The organism is Leisingera sp. JC1 (genome assembly GCF_001679925.1).
Taxonomy (GTDB): domain Bacteria; phylum Pseudomonadota; class Alphaproteobacteria; order Rhodobacterales; family Rhodobacteraceae; genus Leisingera.
In genome coordinates this window covers 1-21,521 of record NZ_LYUZ01000097.1, presented here as the reverse complement: position 1 = coordinate 21,521, position 21,521 = coordinate 1, and the positions used below count along the sequence as shown (strand labels likewise).

Below are 21,521 nucleotides of genomic sequence, written 5' to 3'. Positions count from 1 at the left end.
GCCATGCCGGCACATCATCCTGTCATACCCGCCGAACTGCCGCGCCAGAATGTGCTGACCTGGCTTCGCAGCCGCTACTTCGCAACCCGCCGCGACGCCGCTGTTACAATCGTTTTCGCAGCCTTTGTGGCGTGGATCCTTTGGTCGCTGATCGGATGGGCACTGCTTGATGCAACATTTGCGCCGAATGCGGGCGAAGTCTGCCGTGAAGACCTGCATGGAGGTGCCTGCTGGTCGGTCGTTTCCACGCGCTGGCGCATCGTCCTGTTCGGGCTGTACCCGTTCGAAGAACAATGGCGTTCGGCCATCGCCTGTATCGTCATGGTTATCGTTGCTGTCCTGTCCTGCCTGCCGTGGTTCTGGTCGGCCAAGCGCCTGCCTCTGCTTTGGACTGCCGGCTTCGCCATTTTCTATGTGCTGATGCGCGGCGGCTTCTTCGGCTTGGCCGAGGTGACCGAGCAGAACTGGGGCGGACTGTCGCTGACAATCTTCATCTTTGCCGCCGTCAGTCTGCTGGGCATGCCGCTGGCCATCGTTTTCGCACTCCTGCGCCGTTCCAGCCTGCCCTGGATCGCACGGACCATGGCGCTTGTGATCGACGTGATCCGCTCGCTGCCGCTTTTGTCGATCATGTTTACCTTCGCCATCGTGCTGCCCTTTGTGCTGCCGGAGGGGCTGACGGGCGACAAGCTTTACCGTGTTATCGTCGGCTATGCGCTTTTCTTTGCCTGCTACCAGGCTGAAATCATCCGCGGAGGTATGCAGGCGCTGCCCGCCGGTCAGGAGGAGGCCGCAAAGGCGCTGGGGCTCGGTTACTGGCACCGGATTGGCTATATCATACTGCCGCAGGCCTTCCGCAACGCCTTGCCGCCGACGATCAACCAGTTCGTCATAACCTTCAAGGAAACCTCGTTGGTCACCATCATCGGTTTCTTTGACGTGATGGCCTCCGGCCGCGCCGCGTCCGGCACCGCCGATTGGAACTTCGCCGTGGTCGAGATGTACGTCTTCGTCGGCCTGATCTTCTTCGTCTTCGTCTTTTCCCTGTCGCGCTACGGCGCCTATCTCGAACGCCGCCTTGGCGTCGGCCGCCGGTAAAGGAGGCATCCCATGACCGAACCCGCCATCCGCATCGCCAGCATGCATAAATACTACGGCAGCTTTCACGCCCTCAAGGATATCAACCTGGAGATCGCCAAAGGCGAAAAAGTAGTGATCTGCGGACCGTCAGGCTCCGGCAAATCCACCTTGATCCGCTGTATCAACCGGCTGGAAGAACACCACTCCGGCGTCATCGAGGTGAACGGGACACCGCTGGATGACAATGTCGATAATATCGACGAAATCCGCCGCGAGGCCGGCATGGTGTTCCAGAACTTCAACTTGTTCCCGCACATGACCGTTCTGGAAAACTGCACGCTTGCCCCCGTTCTGGCCCGCAAGATCGATCGCGGCGCGGCCGAGGAAACCGCGATGCGCTATCTCGCGCGGGTCAAGATCCCGGAGCAGGCGCACAAATATCCCGGCGAATTGTCCGGCGGTCAGCAGCAGCGGGTGGCGATCGCCCGGGCGCTGTGCATGGCGCCGGAAATCATGCTCTTTGACGAGCCGACCTCGGCATTGGACCCGGAGATGATTTCCGAAGTGCTCGATGTGATGGTCGGGCTGGCAGAGGAAGGCATGACCATGGTCTGCGTCACCCACGAGATGGGCTTTGCCCGCCAAGTTGCTGACCGGGTGATCTTCATGGCCGAGGGGCAAATCATTGAGCAGGCGCCGCCTGATCAGTTTTTCGACAATCCGCAGAACGAGCGGACCCGCACTTTTCTCAGCCAGATCGTGGGGCACTGAAGCCGTGGACAAGCCGAATATCATCCTCTTCATGGTCGATCAGCTCACGTCTTTTGTGCTGAACGCCTATGGCGGCAGCGTTTGCAAGACGCCCAACATCGACGCGCTGGCCGCCCGCGGCACAGTGTTCGAGCACGCCTATTGTCCCTATCCGCTGTGTGCTCCGTCGCGGTTCGGAATGATGGCAGGGCGTCTGCCTTCGCGCATCGGTGCCTATGACAACGGGGCCGAATTCACCGCCTCCACCCCGACCTTCGCCCATTACCTGCGGGCAAACGGCTATTACACCTGTATCTCCGGCAAGATGCATTTTGTCGGCCCCGACCAGTACCACGGGTTCGAAGAGCGCCTGACAACCGAAATCTACCCCGCCGATATGTCCTGGACGCCGGACGCCGATTTCCGCGACTACAATAAGGACGAGGAGCGTACCTATACCTTTGGCGTTTCCACCATCGACACCGTGCGTGATGCCGGACCTGTCGCCCGGTCGATGCAAATCGACTATGACGAGGACGTCATCCATCATGCCGTGCGCGAGCTCCATACCCGCGCGCGCAGCGACGACACCCGCTCCTTCATGATGACGGTCTCACTGACCCATCCGCATGATCCCTATGTCACCACACAGGAATACTGGGACCGCCACCCTGAGGAAGCCATTGACGCCCCGAAGGTGCCGTACATCCCGGTAGAGGAGCGCGACCCCCACAGCCAGTCGCTATTCTACCACTACGGCCAGGATAGATGCGCTCTGGATGACCAGGACTACAGCAACGCGCGGCGCGGCTACTACGGGATGATTGCTTATGTCGATGACCTGTTCGGCCGCCTGATGCAGGCACTGAAGGACAGCGGCTACGCGGATAACACTGTGGTGCTGTTTGCCTCCGACCACGGCGACATGATCGGCGAGCGCGGTATGTGGTTCAAGAAGACCCTGTTCAACCCTGCTATTCAGGTCCCGCTGATCATCGCTCACCCTGAACACGCCCCGGGGCGGGTGGGCGAACCTGTCTCGCTGCTGGATATCTTCCCGACCCTCCTGGACATCGGTGGCATTTCCGGCAGCGCCATCAAGACACCTCTGGACGGCCGCAGCCTGGTGCCCGCCCTGCGCGGAGAAGCCCTAAGCGGCCCGGTCTTCGCCGAACACATCGACGGCGGCACCTCCGCGCCCCGCGTCTGTGTACGTGACGGCGAGAAAAAACTGGTGCTCTCCCGCGCTTACCCGCCGCAGTTTTATGACCTCGCGGCCGACCCCCTGGAGATGGTCAACCTGGCAGGTCAAGGCAGCCAGGATGAGGCCCGCCTGACAGAGCTCGCCGAACAGACCTGGCCGCTCGATACCATGCTGGAAGACGTGATTGCCAGCCAGGTGAAGCGCAAACTGATCGACAGCGCCCTTTCCACCGGCCGCGAAGAAATCTGGGACTTCATACCCCGGCCTCTCACCCAGAACACCAACTATGTGCGCCGCGGCGATGCGTTCCCGGAAGTGGAGCAACGCGGCTATCTCCCCTACAAGAATGGAAGGACCTTCTCATGAGCTACAACGTCAAACTTTCGGGTGTCATGCCGGCCCTCGTTACGCCCTTTGGCGCGGATGGCAAAATCGATTTTACCGCGTTCGAAAAACTGCTGACCCATTTTCGCGAAGCGGGAGTGACCGGATGGGTGCCGAACGGATCGACCGGAGAATACTTCAGCCAGTCCAATGACGAGCGCCGCCAGGTGCTGCAATTCGTCAAGGATTTTTCGAATGACGACGAGATCCTGATTGCAGGCACCAACGCCGCGGCCACCCGCGAAGTGATCGAACAAACCGCCATGGCCAAGGAAATTGGCTATGACAATGTGCTGCTGGCACCACCTTTCTACACCCGCCCGACCCAGGAAGAACTGATCAGGCACTACGAGACAGTTCTGGCAGAGGTCGACGTGAATCTGGTGCTGTACTCCTACCCGGCCAAGGACGGTGCCGACATCAGCTTTGAGCTGATGGATCATTTTGCCGACAATCCGCGGGTTATCGGTATCAAGGAAAGCTCCGGTGTGCTGCAGCGCGCCATCGATATCGCAACGCGGTATGAAGGCAAGATCCAGCTTGTGTCCGGCTCCGACGACATCGCGCTCGACTTCATGCTCTGGGGCGCTGACAGCTGGATCTGCGGTCCGTCCAATTTCCTTGCCAAAGCGTGCTGCGATCTGGATCGTGCTTACAAGGCCGGTGAACTGGACCGCGCCAAGGAAATTATGGCCAAGCTGTATCGTGTCATGAATATCCTGGAATCCGGCAAGTTCGTGCAAAAGATCAAATACGGCTGCGAGCTTCAGGGTCTGCCTGTGGGCGAATGCCGTGCGCCGCTTGGCCCGCTCACGGATGAGGAAAAGGCTGCGTTGAAAGAGGCGCTGGAGCCGGTACTGAATCTGTAATCTCTCCCCGACTGGGGGCGGCCCTGAGGCTGCCCCCGCCTCTTTCGGATGCGACACACATGAACAAGACTGTGATCATAGGCGCGGGGATTATCGGGTCCGCGCTGGCATATGAGCTGCAGAAACGCGGACGCCGTGTCACACTCATCGACCCGGAAGAACCCGGGTCGGGGGCATCGTTTGGCAATATGGCCTCGATCGCGGTGAGTGAGTTTATGCCGGTCGCCCGCCCGGCGGTGTGGCGGCAGATGCCGGGCTGGCTGATGGATCCCGAAGGTCCGATCAGAGTACGTCCTGGTTACATGCCGCATCTGATCCCCTGGTTTGCCAGATTTATGACAGCCAGTCTTCCTTCCCGCGTGCGCGCTTTGGAACAAGCCGGGGCGGCATTGTGCCACCAGTCCTTGTCCGACACGGAGGCACTCTTGTCCGAAATCGGGCTGGCGGGTCACATATCAGAAACGGGCTGCCTGACACTTTATGCCGATGAGGCAGAATTCCGGGCAGATGCCGAGCGGATCGCCATGCTCGACCGCCACGGGTTCGGTTACGAAATTCTGGACAGAAAAGCACTTGAGGCGCTTGAGCCTGCGATTGATGCGAAGATCAGTAAAGCCATCCTTTTACCCGACAACCGCACGGTGCGCGATCCCTTCGCCATCGTCATGCGGTTGATTGAGCGGTTCACAGCGGCAGGCGGGGAGGTTCTGCGCGCCGCTGTAACCGGCTTCGGGCGATCCAGCCGGATCAATTCCGTGCAGCTCGATGACGGCACATCTGTTGCAGCGGATGAGGTGGTGCTTTGCGCAGGCGCTTTCACGGCGCGGCTTTCGAAACTTCTGGATGAGCCGATGCCGCTGGAGACCGAACGGGGCTACCATACCCAAATCATGGAGCCAGGCCTGACGCTCCGGCACTCGGTTATCTGGCCTGCCAAAGCCTTTATGGTGAGCCCAACCGCAGGCGGCATCCGCGTCGGCGGAACCGTCGAAATGGCCGGGCTGGATGCGCCGCCCGACTACAGGCGCGCAAAAATCACGGTGAAGCGCGCCAGGGAAGCCTTGCCTGGATTGCAGCTGAAAACCACCAGTGAATGGATGGGGCACCGGCCGGCGTTTCCCGACACCGTGCCCCTGATGTCGGCCTCGGCCAAAACGCCCGGCGTGTTCTATTCCACTGGCCACGGCCATCTTGGCTTGACCTATGCCGCCACCAGCGCGCGGCTGATGACGGATCTGATCACGGGGGCGGCGCCTGCGCTCGACATGTCCCCCTACAGCATCACCCGCTTTTGAGGAGATACCGGAATGAGCGATAGAGTTTGCATGATCGTAGGGGGCGGCCGCGGAATGGGAGCGGCGGCTGCCCGCGAAATGCACGGACGTGGCTACCAGTTGGCTCTGATGTCACCGTCAGACAGCTGTGAGAAACTGGCAGCAGAACTGGATGGTGTCGCGTGCCGGGGTGTCGCCGAGAATGCCTCGGACACCCAGGCATTGTTCGATATGACGATGTCCGCCTATGGCCCCATTGATGCGGTGCTGATCCATGTCGGGGGGCCGCCTAAGGGCGATCTGCTGGAAATTACCGAAGAGGATTGGGACAAGGCTAATGACATGGTGCTGAAGCCTGTCATCCGCATGGCCAAGCTGGTCACTCCGGTCATGGAACGGCAGGGTGGCGGTTCGATCGTCTGCATCACCACCTATTCCGCTTTCGAGCCCAGTCTGATGTTCCCGACATCCAGCGTTTACCGCGTGGGTGTTTCGTCTTTCGCCAAGCTTTATTCAGACCGTTACGGCGTCTCGAACATCCGCATGAACTGCCTGCTGCCCGGCTTTACCGACAGCCTCGACCTTCCGGAGAAGTTCGCCGGGCTGTCCTCTTTGAAACGGCTGGGCCGGGCCGAAGAACAGGGAAAGGCAGCAGCGTTCCTGCTGTCTGACGACAGCAGCTATATCACTGGCCAAAGCCTGCGGGTGGACGGCGGTGTAACGCGCAGCATGTAAGGACAGATCAATGAAGAACCAGCTTTTCATCAATGGCAAATGGACCGCTGCCGCCTCGGGCGAAATTTTCGATGTGGTGGATCCCTCGAACCGCGAGGCATTTCACCAGGTTGCGCGGGGGGCTGCAGCAGACATTGATGCAGCCGTCAAAGCGGCCCGTGCGGCCTTCGACACCGACCCCTGGCCGCGGATGAGCGGCGCCGAGCGCGCTGCGATCCTGCGCAAGATGGGCGATGAAATCACCCGCCGCACCGATGAACTCGCCCGTCTGGAAGTCCGTGACAACGGCAAGCCCCTGCCGGAGGCGGTCTGGGATATCGAAGACACCGCCGGCTGCTTCCACTTCTACGCGGGCCTGGCCGAGCGGCTGGACAACAGCGCCGAACAGGACATCGAACTGCCGATGGCCGAATTCACTGCCAAGGCAGTCAAGGAGCCGGTAGGCGTTGCAGGCGCCATTATTCCCTGGAATTTCCCGATGCTCATGGCTTCGTGGAAGGTAGCCCCGGCGCTGGCTGCAGGCTGTACCATGGTGCTGAAGCCCTCCGAATTGACCCCGCTTACGGCGCTGGAACTGGGCGAAATCGCCACTGCAGCAGGTTTGCCCGCAGGGGTTCTGAATATCGTTACCGGCTTTGGCCCTGAGGCCGGCCAGCCGCTGACCGAACACCCCGGTGTGGACAAGCTGGCGTTTACCGGATCTGTGCCCACGGGTGCCCGCATCATGGCCACGGCCGCCCAAGAGATCAAAACCGTCAGCCTGGAGCTGGGAGGCAAGTCTCCGATGGTGGTCTTCGGTGATGCGGATATCGACGAAGCCGTGGAATGGATCATGTTTGGTATCTTCTGGAACCAGGGCGAGGTGTGCTCTGCCACTTCCCGGGTTTTGATCGAGGAGGCCATCTATGAACCGCTGATGGCCCGGCTCAAGGAAGAGGCGCAGAAGATCAAGATCGGCCACGGGCTGGAGAACGGTGTACTGCTGGGGCCGCTTGTCAGCCAGGGCCAGCACGAGAAAGTGCTCGCCGCCATCGAACGCGGCAAGGCTGAGGGCGCCAAGCTGGTTTGCGGCGGCGGCGTGCCTGCGGGGCTGGAGCACGGCTGCTATGTGGAACCCACCGTCTTTGCCGATGTGGCAACGGAGAGCTGGATCTGGAACGAAGAGATCTTCGGTCCAGTCGTTTGCATCCGCCCCTTCACGACCGAGGAGGAAGCAGTCGCTTTGGCAAATGACTCCCGCTTCGGGCTGGGCGCAGCCGTCATGTCCAATGATCTGGAGCGCGCCAACCGCGTGGCCCGCGCCTTCCGGGCCGGAATCGTCTGGGTCAACTGCTCGCAGCCCACATTCACCGAAGCGCCCTGGGGCGGCTACAAACAATCCGGCATTGGCCGTGAGCTGGGCGAATGGGGGCTGAACAACTACCTGGAAACAAAGCAGATTACCGCCTACGACCGCTCCAAGCCCTGGGGCTGGTACATCAAGGACTGATGCAATGCGCTGGACACGTACCTTGCAAACCGTTGACGTTCATTGTGCGGGCGAGATCGGCCGCGTGGTCACCGGAGGCGTCCTGAATATCCCCGGGGCCACCATGGCGGACAAGCTCGACTATCTGAACAAGACGGACGACAGTCTGCGCCGGTTCCTTTGTTCCGAGCCGCGCGGAAACCCGGCGGGCTCTTTCTGCCTGCTGCTGCCCGCTACCACGCCCGAGGCGGACGCGGGGTTCATCGTGCTGCAGCCGGATCAGGCGCATGCGATGTCTGGCTCCAACGCTATGTGTGCGGTGACGGCCATCCTGGAAACCGGCATGAAAGAGATGGCGGAGCCGGAAACCGTGGTGGTACTCGATACCGCAGCGGGGCTGGTGCGTGCTGTGGCCGCTTGCGAAGGCGGCAAGGTCACCCGGGTGGCGCTCGATATGCCGCCCTCCTTCGTCGCCAAGAAGAGCGCAGTGATCGTGACCCCGGAATGGGGGGCGGTTACCTATGACCTCTGCTTTGGCGGCGTCTTCTACGCGCTGGTGGATGTGGAGCAAACCGGTCTCACGATCACACCGGAAAACGCCCGCGACCTGGCCGTGAAGGGTGTCGCCCTGCGCAATCTGATTGCAGAGGTGGAAGACCCGGCTCACCCCACTGTTCCTGCGCTTAATGGCCTGGCTTATGTCATGTTCCGCTCCATTGATCCCGACGGGGTGATCCGCACTTGCACCACGCTCCGGCCCGGGCGTGCGGACCGCTCGCCCTGCGGGACCGGTTCGAACGCCAACATGGCTGTGCAGCAGGCGGATGGCCGCGTGAAACCAGGCGACGTGCTGACCTCCCGCTCGATCATCGGCGGGGAGTTCACAACCGAATTTCTCGGCGAAACCGCGGTTGGGCCCTATGCAGCTATACAAAACCGTGTGTCCGGACAGTGCTGGATCTATGCCATCAGCCAAATCGGCCTGGATCCGACTGACCCCTTCCCGCAAGGCTTTACTCTGTCCGACACCTGGGGCGGTTGAGCTGCCGGTCGGACAGCAGCGGGCAGGGCATAAGCAGAAAGGAGGCCAAACGCCATGAAACTCGGCTTCATAGGAACCGGTGTCATAACCGAGGCCATCGTAACCGGCCTTATAGCGGCTGAGTACCCGGCTGCCGAGATCATTGTCTCGGAACGCAGCCGCGAGGTTTCCACCCGCTTGGCTGCGGCATCGGGCCGGGTGCGCGTTACCTCGGACAATCAGCAGATTGCGGACCAGGCCGATGTGGTGTTTCTCGCGGTGCTGCCCCAGGTAGCGGAACAGGTCCTGCGTCCGATACGGTTCCGCAACCGGCAGAAGGTGGTCAGCCTGATTGCAACCTTGACTCATGATCGCCTGCACAGCTGGATCGGTGACGGGGTGGAGATCACACGTGCCATCCCGCTGCCGGCAGTTGCAGAGCGGCGCGGTGTGACAGTGCTTTACCCGGCATCCGGCCAGATCTCCGGCCTGTTTTCCTGCCTGGGCACCGCCGTCACGGCTGACAGCATCGCCGAGTTTGATGCCTACGCCTCCGCAAGCGCCCTGATGGGCACCTATTTCGGGGTGCTTGAAACAGCAACAGGCTGGCTCTGCGCGCAAGGCTGCGGCGAACAGGATGCGCAGGCTTATCTCACCGGTGTTTTCCTGGGCCTTGCCCGGCGCGCGGAACAGGACACAGGCAGAAGCTTCAGTGAGTTGCGCGTGGCACACTCCACTCCCGGAGGGCTTAACGAGCAGATGTATGGCGAATTTACCGGTGCAGGTGGCACCAGCGCGCTGACAGCGGCGCTCGACAGCGTCGCCGCGCGGTTGCTGGCGGCAAAACCTCCGTCTTGTCCTGATGAAGAGCTCTGAAATGCAAACGCTTTCTGGAAAGACTGTCCTCGTCACTGGCGCCACCGGCACAATCGGTGCGGCAATCGCGAGAGAGCTGTCCGCGGAAGGAGCCCGGCTGATCCTGCATTTCGGCCGCAACCGCGCCGCAGCGGAAACTTTGGCGGAAGAGCTGGGCAACGGCGCATTCTGTGCCGAGGGCGATCTCTCCACCAAAGAAGGGCCTGATGTGATGTGGCAAGAAGCCCTCGCCAAGGCCGGTGAAATCAACGCTCTGGTCAACAATGCAGGCATCCTCTCCCACATAAAAGTCGACGACCCGCTGGAGGACTGGCACACGATCTGGACGCGGGAGATGCAGGTGAATTTTCATGCCGCTGCGGAACTCTGCCGGGCGGCCATTCTCCACTTCCGCACCATTGGAGGCGGCAGGATCGTCAATATCGCCTCCCGCGCCGGGCAGGGCGGATACCGGGGGGATGCGATGCCCTATGGCGCCTCCAAGGCTGCGCTCATCAATCTGACGCAGTCCATCGCTGGCAGCTTTGGCGGCGAGGGGATTAGCGCCGTGGCCATCGCGCCGGGCTGGGTCCGTACCAGCATGGCCGAGGCCTATATTGCCGAACATGGCGCTGAGGCCGCTTTAGGGGGCATCCCTATCCGCAAAATGGCGGAACCAGCGGAAATTGGCGAACTCGTTTCCTTTGTGCTGCGAGGCTCCCAGCACTCCCTAACCGGCGCCGTTCTCGATGTGAACGGCGCAAGCCAGATGAGGTGATCATGGCAAACCGTTTCGAAAACAAGACTGTCATTGTGACCGGCGGCGCCGGGGGGATCGGCGATGCAATCTGCCGCCGTTTTGCATCCGAAGGCGCCTTCGTGTGGATTGCCGACAGTAACGCCGTTGCTGCTGAGGCATTGGCTGCGTCGATCCGGGGCACCGGCGCACAGGCAGATATCCGGGCATTGGATCTGTGCGATGCGGACGCCATCCACGATTTCGTGGCCGAAATCACCAATGCGGGTCAGACCATCGACGTGCTGTGCAATAACGCGGGGATCAACCGGCGCGGCGCCCTTATGGAGCTGACGCCACAGGACTGGTCCCGGTCGTTTAAGGTCAATGTCGACGCCATTTTCCATATGTGCCAAGCTGTGGTGCCCCATATGCAGCGGCAGGGCGGCGGCGCCATCGTCAACACCGCCTCGCAATGGGGACTGCATCCCGCACCCGGGCATATCGCATATAACACCACCAAGGCTGCTGTGGCCGCTTTCACACAGAACCTTGCCCGCGACTATGCCAAGGACAAGATCCGGGTGAATGCAGTCTGCCCGGGGGAAGTCCGCACGCCAATGCTTGAAAGCAACTTGGCGCGCACTGGCCGGTCTCTGGAGGAGCTCAATGCGCTGGTGCCCTTCGGGCGTATCGGCGAGCCGGAAGAAGTTGCCGCTCTTGTCGCCTTCCTGGCATCAGACGAAGCCCCCTATCTTTGCGGTTCGCTGATAGAAATCACCGGTTCGCAAGCGGTAGCCTGACGAAAACAGCATTCATCTGATACTGGTTACGGGCAGACTTTTTATCCGGATCAGGCTGAGAAACACCGGGATCGGCCGGATAACAAGTGGAGTCGCGGTCTCAATAAAATGCCTACGGGCATTGGTGGCTGCGCGGCGAACGTGTGTGCGGCCTCGTACAGAAACTATCTCATGCCGGTGGCGCGGTGATTTGAGGGGTGAAACTGCTCTTAACAAAGGATGGCGTTTGCGAAACGTTGCAAGTCCCGCGAATACCAGCATGAGGGAGTGTCCTGAAGTCTGTGTATCTGGCCCGGCCCATGCGGTTTCAAATACTCAAGCGTCGAAGCGCTCGCCGAACATTTTGGCGAACTGATTGCGGGCCGCAAACCATTCCCGGACGTTCCGGCCATCCTTCTCAAATTTTCGTATGGCGAGGTAGATCAGCTTGGTCGCGGCTTCATCGGTCGGGAAGGAGCCACGCGTCTTGATTGATTTCCGGATCACGCGGTTCAGGCTTTCGATGGCATTTGTAACCGGTTTGAAGATCCCGGTGCCGATGTTCGGCCACGATTCTTGGATCAGGGTGTATACTGCGAGCATCCGGAACAGAGGCACCGGGAGCACGAAGGTGCGGGCAGGCCGATGCATTCGATGAGCTGCGAGCTCGAGTTAGTAGCTGGCCGCCTCTGCGACTCGCCCGGTTGCGCCGAGAGCGCGAATCCGTAGTTGTCGTGTCGCCCGCCGCTCCCGCTTTTTGTCACTGGCAAGGGAGGCGCGCATGCGACGCGTGATTGGCATCGATATCCACCGCACCTTCGGGGAGGTGGTGATCTGGGAGAATGGCTTAAGCCGTCACGAAGGCCGGGTCGAGATGACCCGTACGGCCCTGGAGGGGTTCGGCCGGCAACTGAAGAAGACGGACGAAGTGGTGATCGAGGCGACCAGAAACTGCATGGCGGTGTCCCGGATCCTGTCGCCCTATGTGAAGCGGGTGGTGATTGCCAATCCGCTTCAGATCAAGGCGATCGCCCATGCCCATGTGAAGACCGACAAGGTCGACGCCGGGACGCTGGCCAGCCTGCATGCGGCCGGCTACCTGCCGGAAATCTGGACCCCGGATGCGGCGACGGAACGGATGCGCAGACTGGTGGAGCGCCGCTATCAGGTTGTCCGGCACCGGACCCGGATCAAGAACGAGGTGCATGCCATCCTGCATGCGCATCTGATCCCGAAATGCCCGCATGCCGATCTCTTCAACAAGCGCGGCCGCGACTGGTTGGCGCGTCAACCGATGCCGGAGGATGAACGGGCCGCGATTGCGCGTTATGTCCGCGAGCTTGACCGGCTCGGAGAAGACCTTGCCCAACTCGACCGCGGCATCGCCCAGGACGCCTTGGAGGACGAAGAGATCCAGCGCCTCCTGACAATCACCGGGGTCAATCTGGCGGTCGCCGCGGGGCTGATGGCGGCGATTTGCAGCATCGAGCGGTTCAAATCGCTGCAGAAACTGGTGAGCGATTTCGGGTTGAACCCGCGTGTGCGCCAGTCCGGTCTGGGGCCTGCCCACCATGGCCGGATCAGCAAGGTCGGCCGCAGCCATGCCCGCGCCATGCTGGTCGAGGCGGCCTGGGCCGCGGCGAAAGCACCGGGTCCGCTGCGGGCATTCTTCATTCGTATCAGGGCGCGGCGCGGACATCAGATCGCTGCCGTTGCCGTGGCCCGAAAGCTCGCCACGCTGTGCTGGCACATGCTGGCCAAAAAGGAAGACTATCGCTGGGCCCGTCCGAGCCTGGTCACCCACAAACGCCGCGCCATGGAACTGGCAGCCGGACAGCCACAGAAGAAGGGTAACCGTCGCGGACCGAGCTAAGCATACAACGTGAAGGAACTTCGCCACTAGGAAGCCAAGATCGCCGAGCATGAGGAAAAGAGCTACGAGCACTTTGTGCCGCGTGGCGGACGCGTCCACCTGGAAAGGGAGGAGGGTGTGCGGCCGCCTCAAACCGGCAGGGACTGAATAGGCTGCCCGGTGACGCTTCCAGCCGGTACGCCACGCTTCGCCCCGAGGTCGACCGCACTGCCAAAGAATAGAGGGTTCCGGCGGAAAAGTCTTGTCGATCTCATCCGTCGAATGCAATTTCGTCGGATGCTGTTGGGGAAAGGTCATGTAGGCCAGCACGCCCTCCTCGGCATCGTCCATCAACCCGGAGAGCCTAGGCAGCTTGCCCCGCATCTGGTCGGCGACGTTGCGCCATTGGGTTTTCGACGCCGCATGGTCCGGCTGTGCGAAGGCAGTGGCGATAAAGGCGGAGACGACGCGTCGACTGCTCTTGCCCGCATTCGCAAGAGCGTTCCTCTGGAAATGCACCCGACAACGCTGCCAGGTCGTGTTCAGCACGCGTGCGACTGAGGCCTTGATGCCTTCATGCGTTTCCGCTCCTCTCCCAGCCGGGGATTCTCTGCGGAAAACTCTAATCAAAAACGGGGGCGTTTTCGCGGATCATATCACCTTCCGGACCAAGGCGCATTGGCAACCGTCAGCTAAATAAGGAGCACGTTTGCCAAGGCGCCGGTCACGCACGGGCTGGCAGACTTTTGCTCCGCACAGTGGTCGGATTTTGCTCCGCCGTTGACACAAGGGCGACTTTTCGCGTGGCGCCGTTTAGAACGACTGTCAGCCCATCAGCGTCAGCCGTGATGTCGCCATCGACCAGACCGATGCCGATATTCCTGTTCAGACGGGGCGAAAAAACCATCTCAGTGATGATGCCGACTTCTGTTTCCCCGCGCAGAAGAGGGTGCTGGTTCTCGCTGCCGGTGATCGGGTTCCCTGATATCACGAACCCAGTGTAACGTCGTCTGGCGCCTTCCGCCTTGATCCTTGCAAGTGCGTCGCGGCCGATGAAATCCTTACCGCTTTCAAGATCAACTAGTTTGCCGAGACCCAGCTCGAAGGGATTGGCCGGAAAACTGATGTGCCGGGCATCCGATCCATAAGAAAGCAGCCCGCTTTCGACCCTCTCGACATCATTCGGGGCTCCTGGACCAATTCCATATTTGGAACCCGCGTTTTTGACTATATTCCACAACTCTCCACCGCGTGACTCGTCGGTCAGATAGAGTTCAAACCCACCCTGTTTGGACCATCCAGAGCGCGCCAGGACTAGGGGAATCCCCTGCAGTTCAGTTTCGCGGAACCAAAAATATTTTACATCTCGCACCCATTCGCCAAAAAGTTCGGCGACTAGGTCTTCGGCCTTGGGTCCCTGAACCGCCATTGGCGATACGTCTGGTTCAAAAACTTCCACGTCATATCCGCGCTCATGCGCAACCGCCTTGACCCAAAGTTCCATGTCACTGTCCGCAATGGAGATCCAGTAGCGGCTGTCGGAAAGCATCAGGAGTACAGGATCATTGATTAGATTGCCTTCGTAGTCGCAAAGCGGAACATAGCGCCCTTGACCGATTTTCGTTGTGCTGACATCGCGCGCGGTCAAATACTGCATCAATGCCATGGCATCCGGGCCGACAATTTCGACCTGACGCTGCGCTGCGACGTCCCACATCGCAACACCTTCTGTCAAACGTTTGTATTCGGCCGCTGGGTCGCCAAAATGAGCCGGGATATACATATGATTATAAACGGAAAAACACGACACGCCGTCCGCGACCGTTGCCTCGAAATAGGGGGATTTGCGGATATTTGATCCGATACCAACAAGAAAATCCATCTGCATCTCCGCAAGCTATTCAACACTGTTTCCATGTGACGCTAGCCGAAATCGGATGGTGGTTGCGGTCAAAATAACCGAATATACGGTGAAAATCACCACTGCCCCCATGCAAAAGGAGTTTCTGATGGATCGCCTGGACATCCGCATCCTTGATGCATTGCAAGACGACGCATCCCTGACCCAAGCAGAACTGGCGGAAAAAGTGGGATCGACACCTTCCACCTGCATCAGGCGCGTTAACGCTCTTCGGCGCGGTGGGTACCTTGAAAAATCCGTATTTCTGGCGAGTTCCCGAAGACTGGAGCGTCGCCTGAAAGCCATCATTTCCGTGGCCACCAATAGCCACGGGGCAAACAAGATGGCCGACTTGGTTGCACGCATGTTGGAAGAACCGGCAATCAATGCCACGTTTGGCACCACCGGTGACGTCGACGCAATCGTGATCGGAAATTTCGTTGACCTGGAGGATTATCATGGCGTTTGTGAAAGGTTGTTTGACAACGATCCCTATATCGAACGCTACACGACCTACTTTGTGGTGAAGGAGTTCAAGAACTCCACTAGGATTTCCACGGATGAGCTTGCTCGAAAAACCTCTGAAACTGCGTAGGGTCAGGATCTGTAATTTATAGGGCTTGGCGATGTTCGTAAGCGCCACGCCGATCCCCTCCTGCCGCGTTGATGCTGGCTGTGCGAGTCCTACTGTCGAAGTGAGACAGGATAGGACGGCAAAATGGACGTCTCTTTGGACGGCTCAACGTATGGCTGCGCGGGCAGGATGGAAGTTTTTGAAGGGCGGTCGGGCCGGCGTCTCCGAAGCAGGCTGTGCGGGCACGGATTGCTGCGGAAAGCAAGGTGCCCGGAATGAAGGTTGCAGATGTTGCGCGCCGACATGCGGTAACCCGCTGGCAAGTATATGATTGGCGCAAGAAGCTGATGGCCGGCGCGCTGGCTCTACCCCCAGAGACGGCTGACGAACCGATGTTCGCGGCGATTGTCGTGGAGCCGAAGCCGGCGCGACTTGAGCCCAGCCCGAAACGGCGTGCTGCGCGGTCTGCATGCCATTGCGCTGTTGTCGCGCGATATTCAAAGCCCCCTGAGCGTGTCGCTGCATTCCGTCGAAGTTCCCGGGAAACGGTCGAGGCGGATCGTCCAATCTTCTTTGCAATCGCACAGACACCGAAGCCTTGCGCTCTGTACAAGGCGACCTCTTCGCGCTCAGCAAAACACAGATACCGGCCGGAAAGCGGCTGAGATGCATTTGCAAACTTGGATGGCGGCATGCCTCCGGCCTCCCGAAACCAACGACTGCCAACTGGGGCAGACGCGCCAGCTTGCACACCAGCTTCTTCGCTGGAAACGCCTTGCTTGATGAGTTGCCAAAACATGACTTGCTGGGTACGCAGTGCCGCCCGTGGCCGCCCCGGTGAATGCAGTTTACCTCGTGTACTGCGCTCTGATGCGCGTTTGCGGTTTGTCATCACAACCTCCAATTCGGAACCGTTGCGACGACCGTTTGAGTCCGCCTTGGCTGCCGCGGTCGGAGTGATGAACAAGCCCCATCGCCTTTGTCGGCTGCCGCTCGTGAACAGCCTGTTCCAGGGCGTCGAGAACGTACCCGGCATGCGCCGAGGTGCTGACACGCCAACCAACGATCTTGCGGGCATAAGCATCGATAACGAAGGCGACATAGGCGAACTCTTTCCAGGTGGCGACATCGGTGAAATCGCTGACCCAGAGCATGTTGGGCACGGGTACACGGAATTGCCGGTTTACCTTGTCCAGCGGGCACGGGGCCCTTTTGTCGGGCACCGTGGTTTTTGTGCGGCTTGCCCCGGATGATGCCTTGAATACCCATGCTCTTCATCAGCCGGGCGACCGTGCAGCGGGCAACAGTGAAACCCTCCCGCTGCAATTGCCGCCAGATCTTCCGCACGCCATAGACCCGCCAGTTCTCTTCGGAAACACGCAGGATCTCGGGCCGCAATGCCGCGTCACGCCGGGCACGGTCCGACAACCGGGCCGGATCGGCCCGCTGCGCCAGATGCTCGTAATACGTGGAAGGGGCAATCGGCAGGACAGTGCAGATCGGCTCGACCCCATGCTCCGCGCGATGCATGTCTATAAATGACACCATCACTTCGACCGGCGGTCGAGCTCCGCCATCGCTAAATACGCCGATGCCTTGCGGAGGATCTCGTTCGCCTGGCGCAGCTCGCGGTTCTCCCGCTCAAGCGCCTTCATCCTGTCGGCGACAACAGTTGGAACACCCGCCCGCTTGCCGCTGTCGACTTCCGCCTTCTTCACCCACTCATTCAGCGTGTGCGCCGAACGGCCGATCTTCGCGGAGATCGACATGATTGCCTGCCAGCGGGAACTGTGCTGGCCCTGGTTGTCCAGCACCAGACGCACCGCACGCTCGCAGACCTCAGGAGAGTACTTGTTTGTTGTCTTGCTCATTGTGACTTCATCCTGCTCAGGAGTTGAAGCCTCCGGCAAACCCGGTGCGGTTCAGATCTCGCCGCAGCCTGTGGGCAAAGGCACCGAGCAGCCCGTCCTCCGCTTCATTCAGCCATCCTTGCAGCGCGTCTTCGCGAGCATTGCGTACCATGTCCGTAAACCGGCCGATCAGCCTTCGGGCTGCCGCGAGGGCTGGCAACGAAGCTTCGATCCTTGCGACTTGGATGGCACCCGCCTTGCACAGATGATCCCGACCCAGGGTCAATAGGCTGGCAATCTTGCGCGCGGGCGGCGATTTTTCTGCTCCCTATGGCACGGCCCGTTCGGCACGGCGCTGGCGCGTGGCCCATTCCCCAACGACACGGAGGCTGCTCTGGAAACCATCGACCCGCAGCCGGAGCCAGAGTTCGGCGCCGTTTCTGCAGCCGCCCGCCCACTCCCGCTCCAGCCGCGGCAGCCAAGGGGTCAGACTGCTCTCGCGGATGCGGATAACATCCTCGCGTTCCCCGCGCAAAATCTGCTGGACGAGCTTGCGGCTGAGCCCTGTCCGGCGAACCATCCGGTTGGTTTGCTGGCGGCGCAGATAGCCTTCGTATTGCAGCTTTTCAGCGGCCGTCAGCAGCTTTGGATCCAGTATCTTTGCTCCGATCGCTTTGCGGATGGCAGGCATGTTACGCTGTACAGCGGCCAGGGAAGCCGTGCTCGCGTTTTCTAACAAGTGCCAGCGGTCGGCAAACTGAACCGCTTTTGGCAAGGTCCGTGTGGTGGCATCGCCATGGCCTCCGTAGCAGTCGCAGGCGACGACCTTAATCCCCGGACGGGCCCCGCAGCTAGGCTTCGACCGTGGCCGGTTCCTGGTCTGACAGGAGATCAATGACCCGGCGCCGCTCCAGATCACAGGTCACAGATCACAGATCACAGATCACAGATCACAGATCACAGATCACAGATCACAGAGCCGTATCGCTGTCCCTTTCGCCAAGCCCAATCGTCAATACCTATATCGCGGTGATCACTGCTGGAGGCCACCGCCGCGTCCCGGATACTGCAGAGGAAAGTATCCTTGCTGACTGCAGCAGGAGCCGTGCGGCGAGCGCCTGTGCCGGACGCCCGCCAAGTGCCTGGCCGAGGTGCCGGACCAGTCCTTGAAGACGGGAGGCACGCCGCGCATGCGGCCGGGTCACGTCCGGCGGAAACCGCTCTGCAAATATCTTGGCTGGGCAACGCAGAGAACGGCAGCGAAAGCGGCGAACCAGCAGGACCAGTTCCACCTTCCGGCCATGCGCAGGAAGATCGGCAGGCCGACGGCGCTACCTGCTGTGGACATAGCGTGAAAACGTGCCGCAGCGCGGGCACGCCACTGCAGCTTTGGCGGCACGGGAGTGGATCCGGATCGTGTTCCCAACAAGCTCGACCCGATCGGCTCTGAGACCTGCTGGCAGGAAATCCCGCCGTTAAAATTGTTACGCCATCGGCAACCTCCTCCAAAACCTGCCGATTTACAGCGCTTAGCATGTTGGACTGCACCAAATCTGCTTCAAAGCCATTTTTGGACGCAGGTTGACAGGCATAGCACTTGCAAGAGGCCGGCGAAAGCCGGGAGGCGGAGCTTGCCTGACCAGGACTGTCAAAAGCCCGATTCAGAACTGTCATCGATCTGATAACTTGACGCACTACGCAGTCCAGTAAGCAAATCAGCTGGGGTGTGCCAAATGAAATACCGCACCATCTTTCTGTCGGACATTCATCTTGGCACACCAGGCTGCCAGGCAGAGCTGCTGCTGGATTTCCTGAACACCTATGAAGCCGAGAGCTATTACCTTGTTGGCGACATCATCGATGCCTGGAGGATCAAGCGCAAAGGCTTCCTGTGGCCGCAGGCCCATAACGACGTGGTCCAGGCGCTGCTGGCCAAGGCGCACGACGGCGCCAGCATCTACCTGATCCCAGGAAACCACGACGAATTCCTGCGCTCCTACCTGGGCACCCATTTCGGCGGCATCGAGGTGCTGAGCAAGGCCGATTTCACCGCCAGTGATGGCAAGCGTTACCTGGTGACTCATGGCGACCAGTTCGACTCGGTCGTGATGCACGCCAAATGGCTCGCCCATCTGGGCGACCGGGCCTATGATTTCATGCTGTGGCTCAACACCCGGCTGAACCGCGCGCGCAGCCTGTGGGGCGGCCAGTACTGGTCGCTGTCCAAATGGGCCAAGCAGCAGGTCAAGCAAGCGGTCAACTTTATCAGCGAATACGAAAAGGTGCTGGCGGCAGAGGCACGCCGCGGCGGCTATGACGGGGTAATCTGCGGCCATATCCACAGCGCCGCAGTCCGCGACATGAACGGTATCACCTATGTCAATACCGGCGACTGGGTGGAAAGTTGCACAGCTGCCGTGGAATTGGACAGCGGCCGGCTCGCCTTAATCGATTGGGAACGCTCCGCCCGTGAAGCCCGCCACCGGGTCCGCGCACGGCGCGCCCGTACCCGCCAGAAACGACTCGAAAACGTATGACAAAGGCTATAAGCGATGAGTAGCACAGCCCAGGCGCAGCTAGATGCTGCCGTTCTGCAGCAAGGCGATGCCGCAACCGGCCGCCTGGAACGTCTGTTTTCCCGTCTGTTTCTGGGGCTGGTCTACCCGCAAATCTGGGAAGACCCGGTGGTGGACATGGAGGCGCTGGAAATCGCGCCGGGCGACAACCTGGTCTGCATCGCATCGGGCAGCTGCAATGTGCTGTCCTACCTGACCGCGAGCCCGGCCTCAGTGACCGCAGTCGACCTGTCGCCCGCCCATGTGGCGCTGGGGCGGCTGAAGCTGGCCGCAGCGCAAACCCTGCCGGACTACGCCGCTTTCTACCAGTTTTTCGGCCATGCAGGCATGGCTGGAAATGCGGAGCTGTATGACCGTTATGTCCGGTCCGGCCTGGACGGCAGCACCCGCGCTTTCTGGGACAGCAGGCAGCCATTCCACCGCCGGATCTCGCTGTTCGGTAAAGGTTTCTACCGCTACGGCCTGCTCGGCCGGTTTCTGGGGGCGGTGCACCTGATTGCCCGGCTGGGGCGGGTGGATTTCGCACCACTGCTGACGGCCCGCAGCCTGGCAGAGCAAACAGCATTTTTCGATACCCGCATCGCGCCGCTGTTTGATATGTGGCTGGTGCGCAAACTGGCAGGTTTCCGGGCGTCGCTGTTCGGCTTGGGCATCCCGCCCGCACAGTACGACAAGCTGGCGGCAGATGGCAACGGGGACGTGCTGCCGGTGCTGCGCGAGCGGGTCCGCAAGCTGATGTGCGATTTCCCGGTCCGGGACAACTACTTTGCCTGGCAGGCCTTTGCCCGCTGTTACGACCCGGCGCCGGACGGATCCTTGCCGCCCTACTTGCAGCAGCGGAACTTTGCGGCGCTTCGGAACAACGCGGACCGTGGACGGATCGAGAACCGCTCGCTGACCGGTCTGCTTGCAGATCAGGCCAAGGGCTCGAAGCATGGCTATGTGCTGTTGGATGCGCAGGACTGGATGAACGATGAACAGCTGAATGCGCTGTGGCGGGAAATCACCCGGACCGCAGCCCCCGGCGCCCGCGTGATTTTCCGCACCGGCGGCACCGAGGATATTCTGCCGGGCCGGGTGCGGCCGGAAATTCTGGCCCGCTGGGCTTATGACGCAGAAAAGTCCGCCAGCGGCACCGCGCAAGACCGCTCCGCCATCTATGGCGGCTTTCACCTTTACCGCTTCCAAGGTTAAGACCGATGCTTGACAACGCCTCCACCACCCACGCCGTGCTGATGGACCAGACTTACCGGCGCCAGCGGCTGATCTATGACCTGACCCGCAAGTACTATCTGCTCGGCCGCGACCGGCTGATTGACGGGCTTGCCCCGAAAGAAGGCTCGCATGTGCTGGAAGTTGCCTGCGGCACTGGCCGCAATCTGAAAAGGGCATCACGCAAGTATCCGCACTCCGCATTCTACGGTCTGGATATCTCCACTGAAATGYTGACCTCGGCCCGGAACAAAGTCGGAGCCTATGTGCAGCTTGCCCAGGCTGACGCCTGCAGATTTGATGGAGCCCGGCTTTTCCGGCGCAGCAAGTTCGACCGGATCTTCATTTCTTACGGCCTCTCGATGATCCCTGACTGGCAGGCCGCCTTGCGCATGTCCT

16 protein-coding genes, 7 pseudogenes and 1 other annotated feature are annotated in these 21,521 nt (G+C 60.6%); of the genes and pseudogenes, 17 read left to right on the top strand and 6 right to left on the bottom strand.

Translation table 11 applies throughout. The annotated features are described in order from the left end of the window. Positions 1–3: 3 nt before the first annotated feature. From A9D60_RS14845 to A9D60_RS14795, 11 genes are read left to right on the top strand one after another with little or no spacing between them, the layout of a single operon-like run. Positions 4–1,098 (top strand): amino acid ABC transporter permease, encoded by a 1,095-nt coding sequence (locus A9D60_RS14845; RefSeq protein ID WP_065268308.1) that lies wholly within the window; start codon positions 4–6, stop codon positions 1,096–1,098. A gap of 12 nt (positions 1,099–1,110) precedes the next feature. Beyond that, positions 1,111–1,851 carry an amino acid ABC transporter ATP-binding protein gene (locus A9D60_RS14840; protein ID WP_065268307.1) on the top strand — a complete coding sequence of 247 codons (741 nt, stop codon included), beginning with the start codon at positions 1,111–1,113 and terminating at the stop codon, positions 1,849–1,851. 4 nt (positions 1,852–1,855) lie between these two features. Further along, entirely contained in the window at positions 1,856–3,400 is a 1,545-nt protein-coding gene (gene betC, locus A9D60_RS14835; RefSeq protein WP_141117934.1) for a choline-sulfatase, read from the top strand. Beyond that, the gene (dapA, locus tag A9D60_RS14830; RefSeq protein ID WP_065268306.1) at positions 3,397–4,287 is read left to right on the top strand and encodes a 4-hydroxy-tetrahydrodipicolinate synthase; all 891 of its coding nucleotides are present in this window, start codon (positions 3,397–3,399) and stop codon (positions 4,285–4,287) included. The genes betC and dapA overlap by 4 nt, the downstream gene beginning before the upstream one ends. 59 nt (positions 4,288–4,346) lie before the next feature. Next, a complete protein-coding gene (locus A9D60_RS14825) occupies positions 4,347–5,582 on the top strand; it encodes an NAD(P)/FAD-dependent oxidoreductase (RefSeq protein ID WP_065268305.1) in 1,236 nt (411 codons plus the stop codon). Positions 5,583–5,594: 12 nt separating this feature from the next. Further along, positions 5,595–6,296, top strand: a complete 702-nt coding sequence (locus A9D60_RS14820; protein ID WP_065268304.1) for an SDR family oxidoreductase — start codon at positions 5,595–5,597, stop codon at positions 6,294–6,296. A gap of 10 nt (positions 6,297–6,306) precedes the next feature. Continuing rightward, complete coding sequence (locus A9D60_RS14815; RefSeq protein ID WP_065268303.1) at positions 6,307–7,785, top strand: aldehyde dehydrogenase family protein; 1,479 nt, start codon at positions 6,307–6,309, stop codon at positions 7,783–7,785. A 4-nt stretch (positions 7,786–7,789) separates the two neighbouring features. Further along, positions 7,790–8,806 (top strand): proline racemase family protein, encoded by a 1,017-nt coding sequence (locus A9D60_RS14810; protein ID WP_065268302.1) that lies wholly within the window; start codon positions 7,790–7,792, stop codon positions 8,804–8,806. Between the two features lie 54 nt (positions 8,807–8,860). Further along, entirely contained in the window at positions 8,861–9,661 is an 801-nt protein-coding gene (locus tag A9D60_RS14805) for a pyrroline-5-carboxylate reductase (RefSeq protein WP_065268301.1), read from the top strand. Beyond that, the gene (locus A9D60_RS14800) at positions 9,648–10,418 is read left to right on the top strand and encodes an SDR family NAD(P)-dependent oxidoreductase (RefSeq protein WP_065268300.1); all 771 of its coding nucleotides are present in this window, start codon (positions 9,648–9,650) and stop codon (positions 10,416–10,418) included. Before A9D60_RS14805 ends, A9D60_RS14800 begins: the two co-directional genes overlap by 14 nt. Positions 10,419–10,420: 2 nt before the next feature. Beyond that, the gene (locus A9D60_RS14795) at positions 10,421–11,179 is read left to right on the top strand and encodes an SDR family NAD(P)-dependent oxidoreductase (RefSeq protein ID WP_065268299.1); all 759 of its coding nucleotides are present in this window, start codon (positions 10,421–10,423) and stop codon (positions 11,177–11,179) included. 315 nt (positions 11,180–11,494) lie between these two features. On the opposite strand, the pseudogene A9D60_RS14790 reads toward A9D60_RS14795, so the two are convergent. Then, positions 11,495–11,692 (bottom strand): annotated as a pseudogene (locus A9D60_RS14790) (transposase); the annotation flags it as partial. A 265-nt stretch (positions 11,693–11,957) separates the two neighbouring features. On the opposite strand from A9D60_RS14790, the pseudogene A9D60_RS14785 reads away from it, so the two are divergent. Beyond that, positions 11,958–13,132 (top strand): annotated as a pseudogene (locus A9D60_RS14785) (IS110 family transposase); the annotation flags it as partial. A gap of 139 nt (positions 13,133–13,271) precedes the next feature. Here the strand turns inward: A9D60_RS14785 and A9D60_RS25555 are convergent. Continuing rightward, positions 13,272–13,598, bottom strand: a pseudogene (locus tag A9D60_RS25555) (transposase); the annotation flags it as partial. A gap of 136 nt (positions 13,599–13,734) precedes the next feature. Beyond that, positions 13,735–14,892, bottom strand: coding sequence for a glycine cleavage T C-terminal barrel domain-containing protein (locus tag A9D60_RS14775; protein WP_065268322.1), 1,158 nt, complete (start codon positions 14,890–14,892; stop codon positions 13,735–13,737). Positions 14,893–15,019: 127 nt separating this feature from the next. On the opposite strand from A9D60_RS14775, the gene A9D60_RS14770 reads away from it, so the two are divergent. Continuing rightward, on the top strand, positions 15,020–15,505 hold the full coding sequence (locus tag A9D60_RS14770) for an Lrp/AsnC family transcriptional regulator (protein WP_065268321.1): 486 nt from the start codon (positions 15,020–15,022) through the stop codon (positions 15,503–15,505). 215 nt (positions 15,506–15,720) lie between these two features. Further along, positions 15,721–15,906: pseudogene (locus A9D60_RS27245) on the top strand (transposase); the annotation flags it as partial. 26 nt (positions 15,907–15,932) lie between these two features. Here A9D60_RS27245 and A9D60_RS26135 read toward each other — a convergent pair. From A9D60_RS26135 to A9D60_RS27465, 3 pseudogenes are all read right to left on the bottom strand, one after another. Further along, a pseudogene (locus A9D60_RS26135) lies at positions 15,933–16,376 on the bottom strand (helix-turn-helix domain-containing protein); the annotation flags it as partial. Beyond that, positions 16,375–17,355 (bottom strand): annotated as a pseudogene (locus A9D60_RS14765) (IS3 family transposase); the annotation flags it as partial. The pseudogenes A9D60_RS14765 and A9D60_RS26135, both read right to left, overlap by 2 nt. Beyond that, positions 16,958–17,074: a sequence feature (AL1L pseudoknot), on the bottom strand. It overlaps the preceding pseudogene by 117 nt. Positions 17,356–17,410: 55 nt before the next feature. After that, positions 17,411–18,797: pseudogene (locus tag A9D60_RS27465) on the bottom strand (ISL3 family transposase); the annotation flags it as partial. Between the two features lie 270 nt (positions 18,798–19,067). On the opposite strand from A9D60_RS27465, the gene A9D60_RS14750 reads away from it, so the two are divergent. The 3 genes from A9D60_RS14750 to A9D60_RS14740 all read left to right on the top strand — a co-directional run. Further along, positions 19,068–19,871 carry a UDP-2,3-diacylglucosamine diphosphatase gene (locus A9D60_RS14750; RefSeq protein WP_065268295.1) on the top strand — a complete coding sequence of 268 codons (804 nt, stop codon included), beginning with the start codon at positions 19,068–19,070 and terminating at the stop codon, positions 19,869–19,871. Positions 19,872–19,886: 15 nt separating this feature from the next. After that, on the top strand, positions 19,887–21,104 hold the full coding sequence (locus tag A9D60_RS14745) for a DUF3419 family protein (RefSeq protein ID WP_065268294.1): 1,218 nt from the start codon (positions 19,887–19,889) through the stop codon (positions 21,102–21,104). Between the two features lie 5 nt (positions 21,105–21,109). Further along, on the top strand, positions 21,110–21,521 hold a 412-nt coding region (locus A9D60_RS14740), incomplete at its 3' end, for a class I SAM-dependent methyltransferase (RefSeq protein WP_141117933.1).

Coding starts and splice junctions, on each gene's coding strand:
- A9D60_RS14820 (WP_065268304.1), top strand. CDS start 5,595: ATGAGCGATAGAGTTTGCATGATCGTAGGGGGCGGCCGCGGAATGGGA.
- A9D60_RS14805 (WP_065268301.1), top strand. CDS start 8,861: ATGAAACTCGGCTTCATAGGAACCGGTGTCATAACCGAGGCCATCGTA.
- A9D60_RS14815 (WP_065268303.1), top strand. CDS start 6,307: ATGAAGAACCAGCTTTTCATCAATGGCAAATGGACCGCTGCCGCCTCG.
- A9D60_RS14770 (WP_065268321.1), top strand. CDS start 15,020: ATGGATCGCCTGGACATCCGCATCCTTGATGCATTGCAAGACGACGCA.
- A9D60_RS14775 (WP_065268322.1), bottom strand. CDS start 14,892: ATGGATTTTCTTGTTGGTATCGGATCAAATATCCGCAAATCCCCCTAT.
- A9D60_RS14840 (WP_065268307.1), top strand. CDS start 1,111: ATGACCGAACCCGCCATCCGCATCGCCAGCATGCATAAATACTACGGC.
- dapA (WP_065268306.1), top strand. CDS start 3,397: ATGAGCTACAACGTCAAACTTTCGGGTGTCATGCCGGCCCTCGTTACG.
- A9D60_RS14825 (WP_065268305.1), top strand. CDS start 4,347: ATGAACAAGACTGTGATCATAGGCGCGGGGATTATCGGGTCCGCGCTG.
- A9D60_RS14845 (WP_065268308.1), top strand. CDS start 4: ATGCCGGCACATCATCCTGTCATACCCGCCGAACTGCCGCGCCAGAAT.
- A9D60_RS14745 (WP_065268294.1), top strand. CDS start 19,887: ATGAGTAGCACAGCCCAGGCGCAGCTAGATGCTGCCGTTCTGCAGCAA.
- A9D60_RS14800 (WP_065268300.1), top strand. CDS start 9,648: ATGAAGAGCTCTGAAATGCAAACGCTTTCTGGAAAGACTGTCCTCGTC.
- A9D60_RS14810 (WP_065268302.1), top strand. CDS start 7,790: ATGCGCTGGACACGTACCTTGCAAACCGTTGACGTTCATTGTGCGGGC.
- A9D60_RS14750 (WP_065268295.1), top strand. CDS start 19,068: ATGAAATACCGCACCATCTTTCTGTCGGACATTCATCTTGGCACACCA.
- A9D60_RS14795 (WP_065268299.1), top strand. CDS start 10,421: ATGGCAAACCGTTTCGAAAACAAGACTGTCATTGTGACCGGCGGCGCC.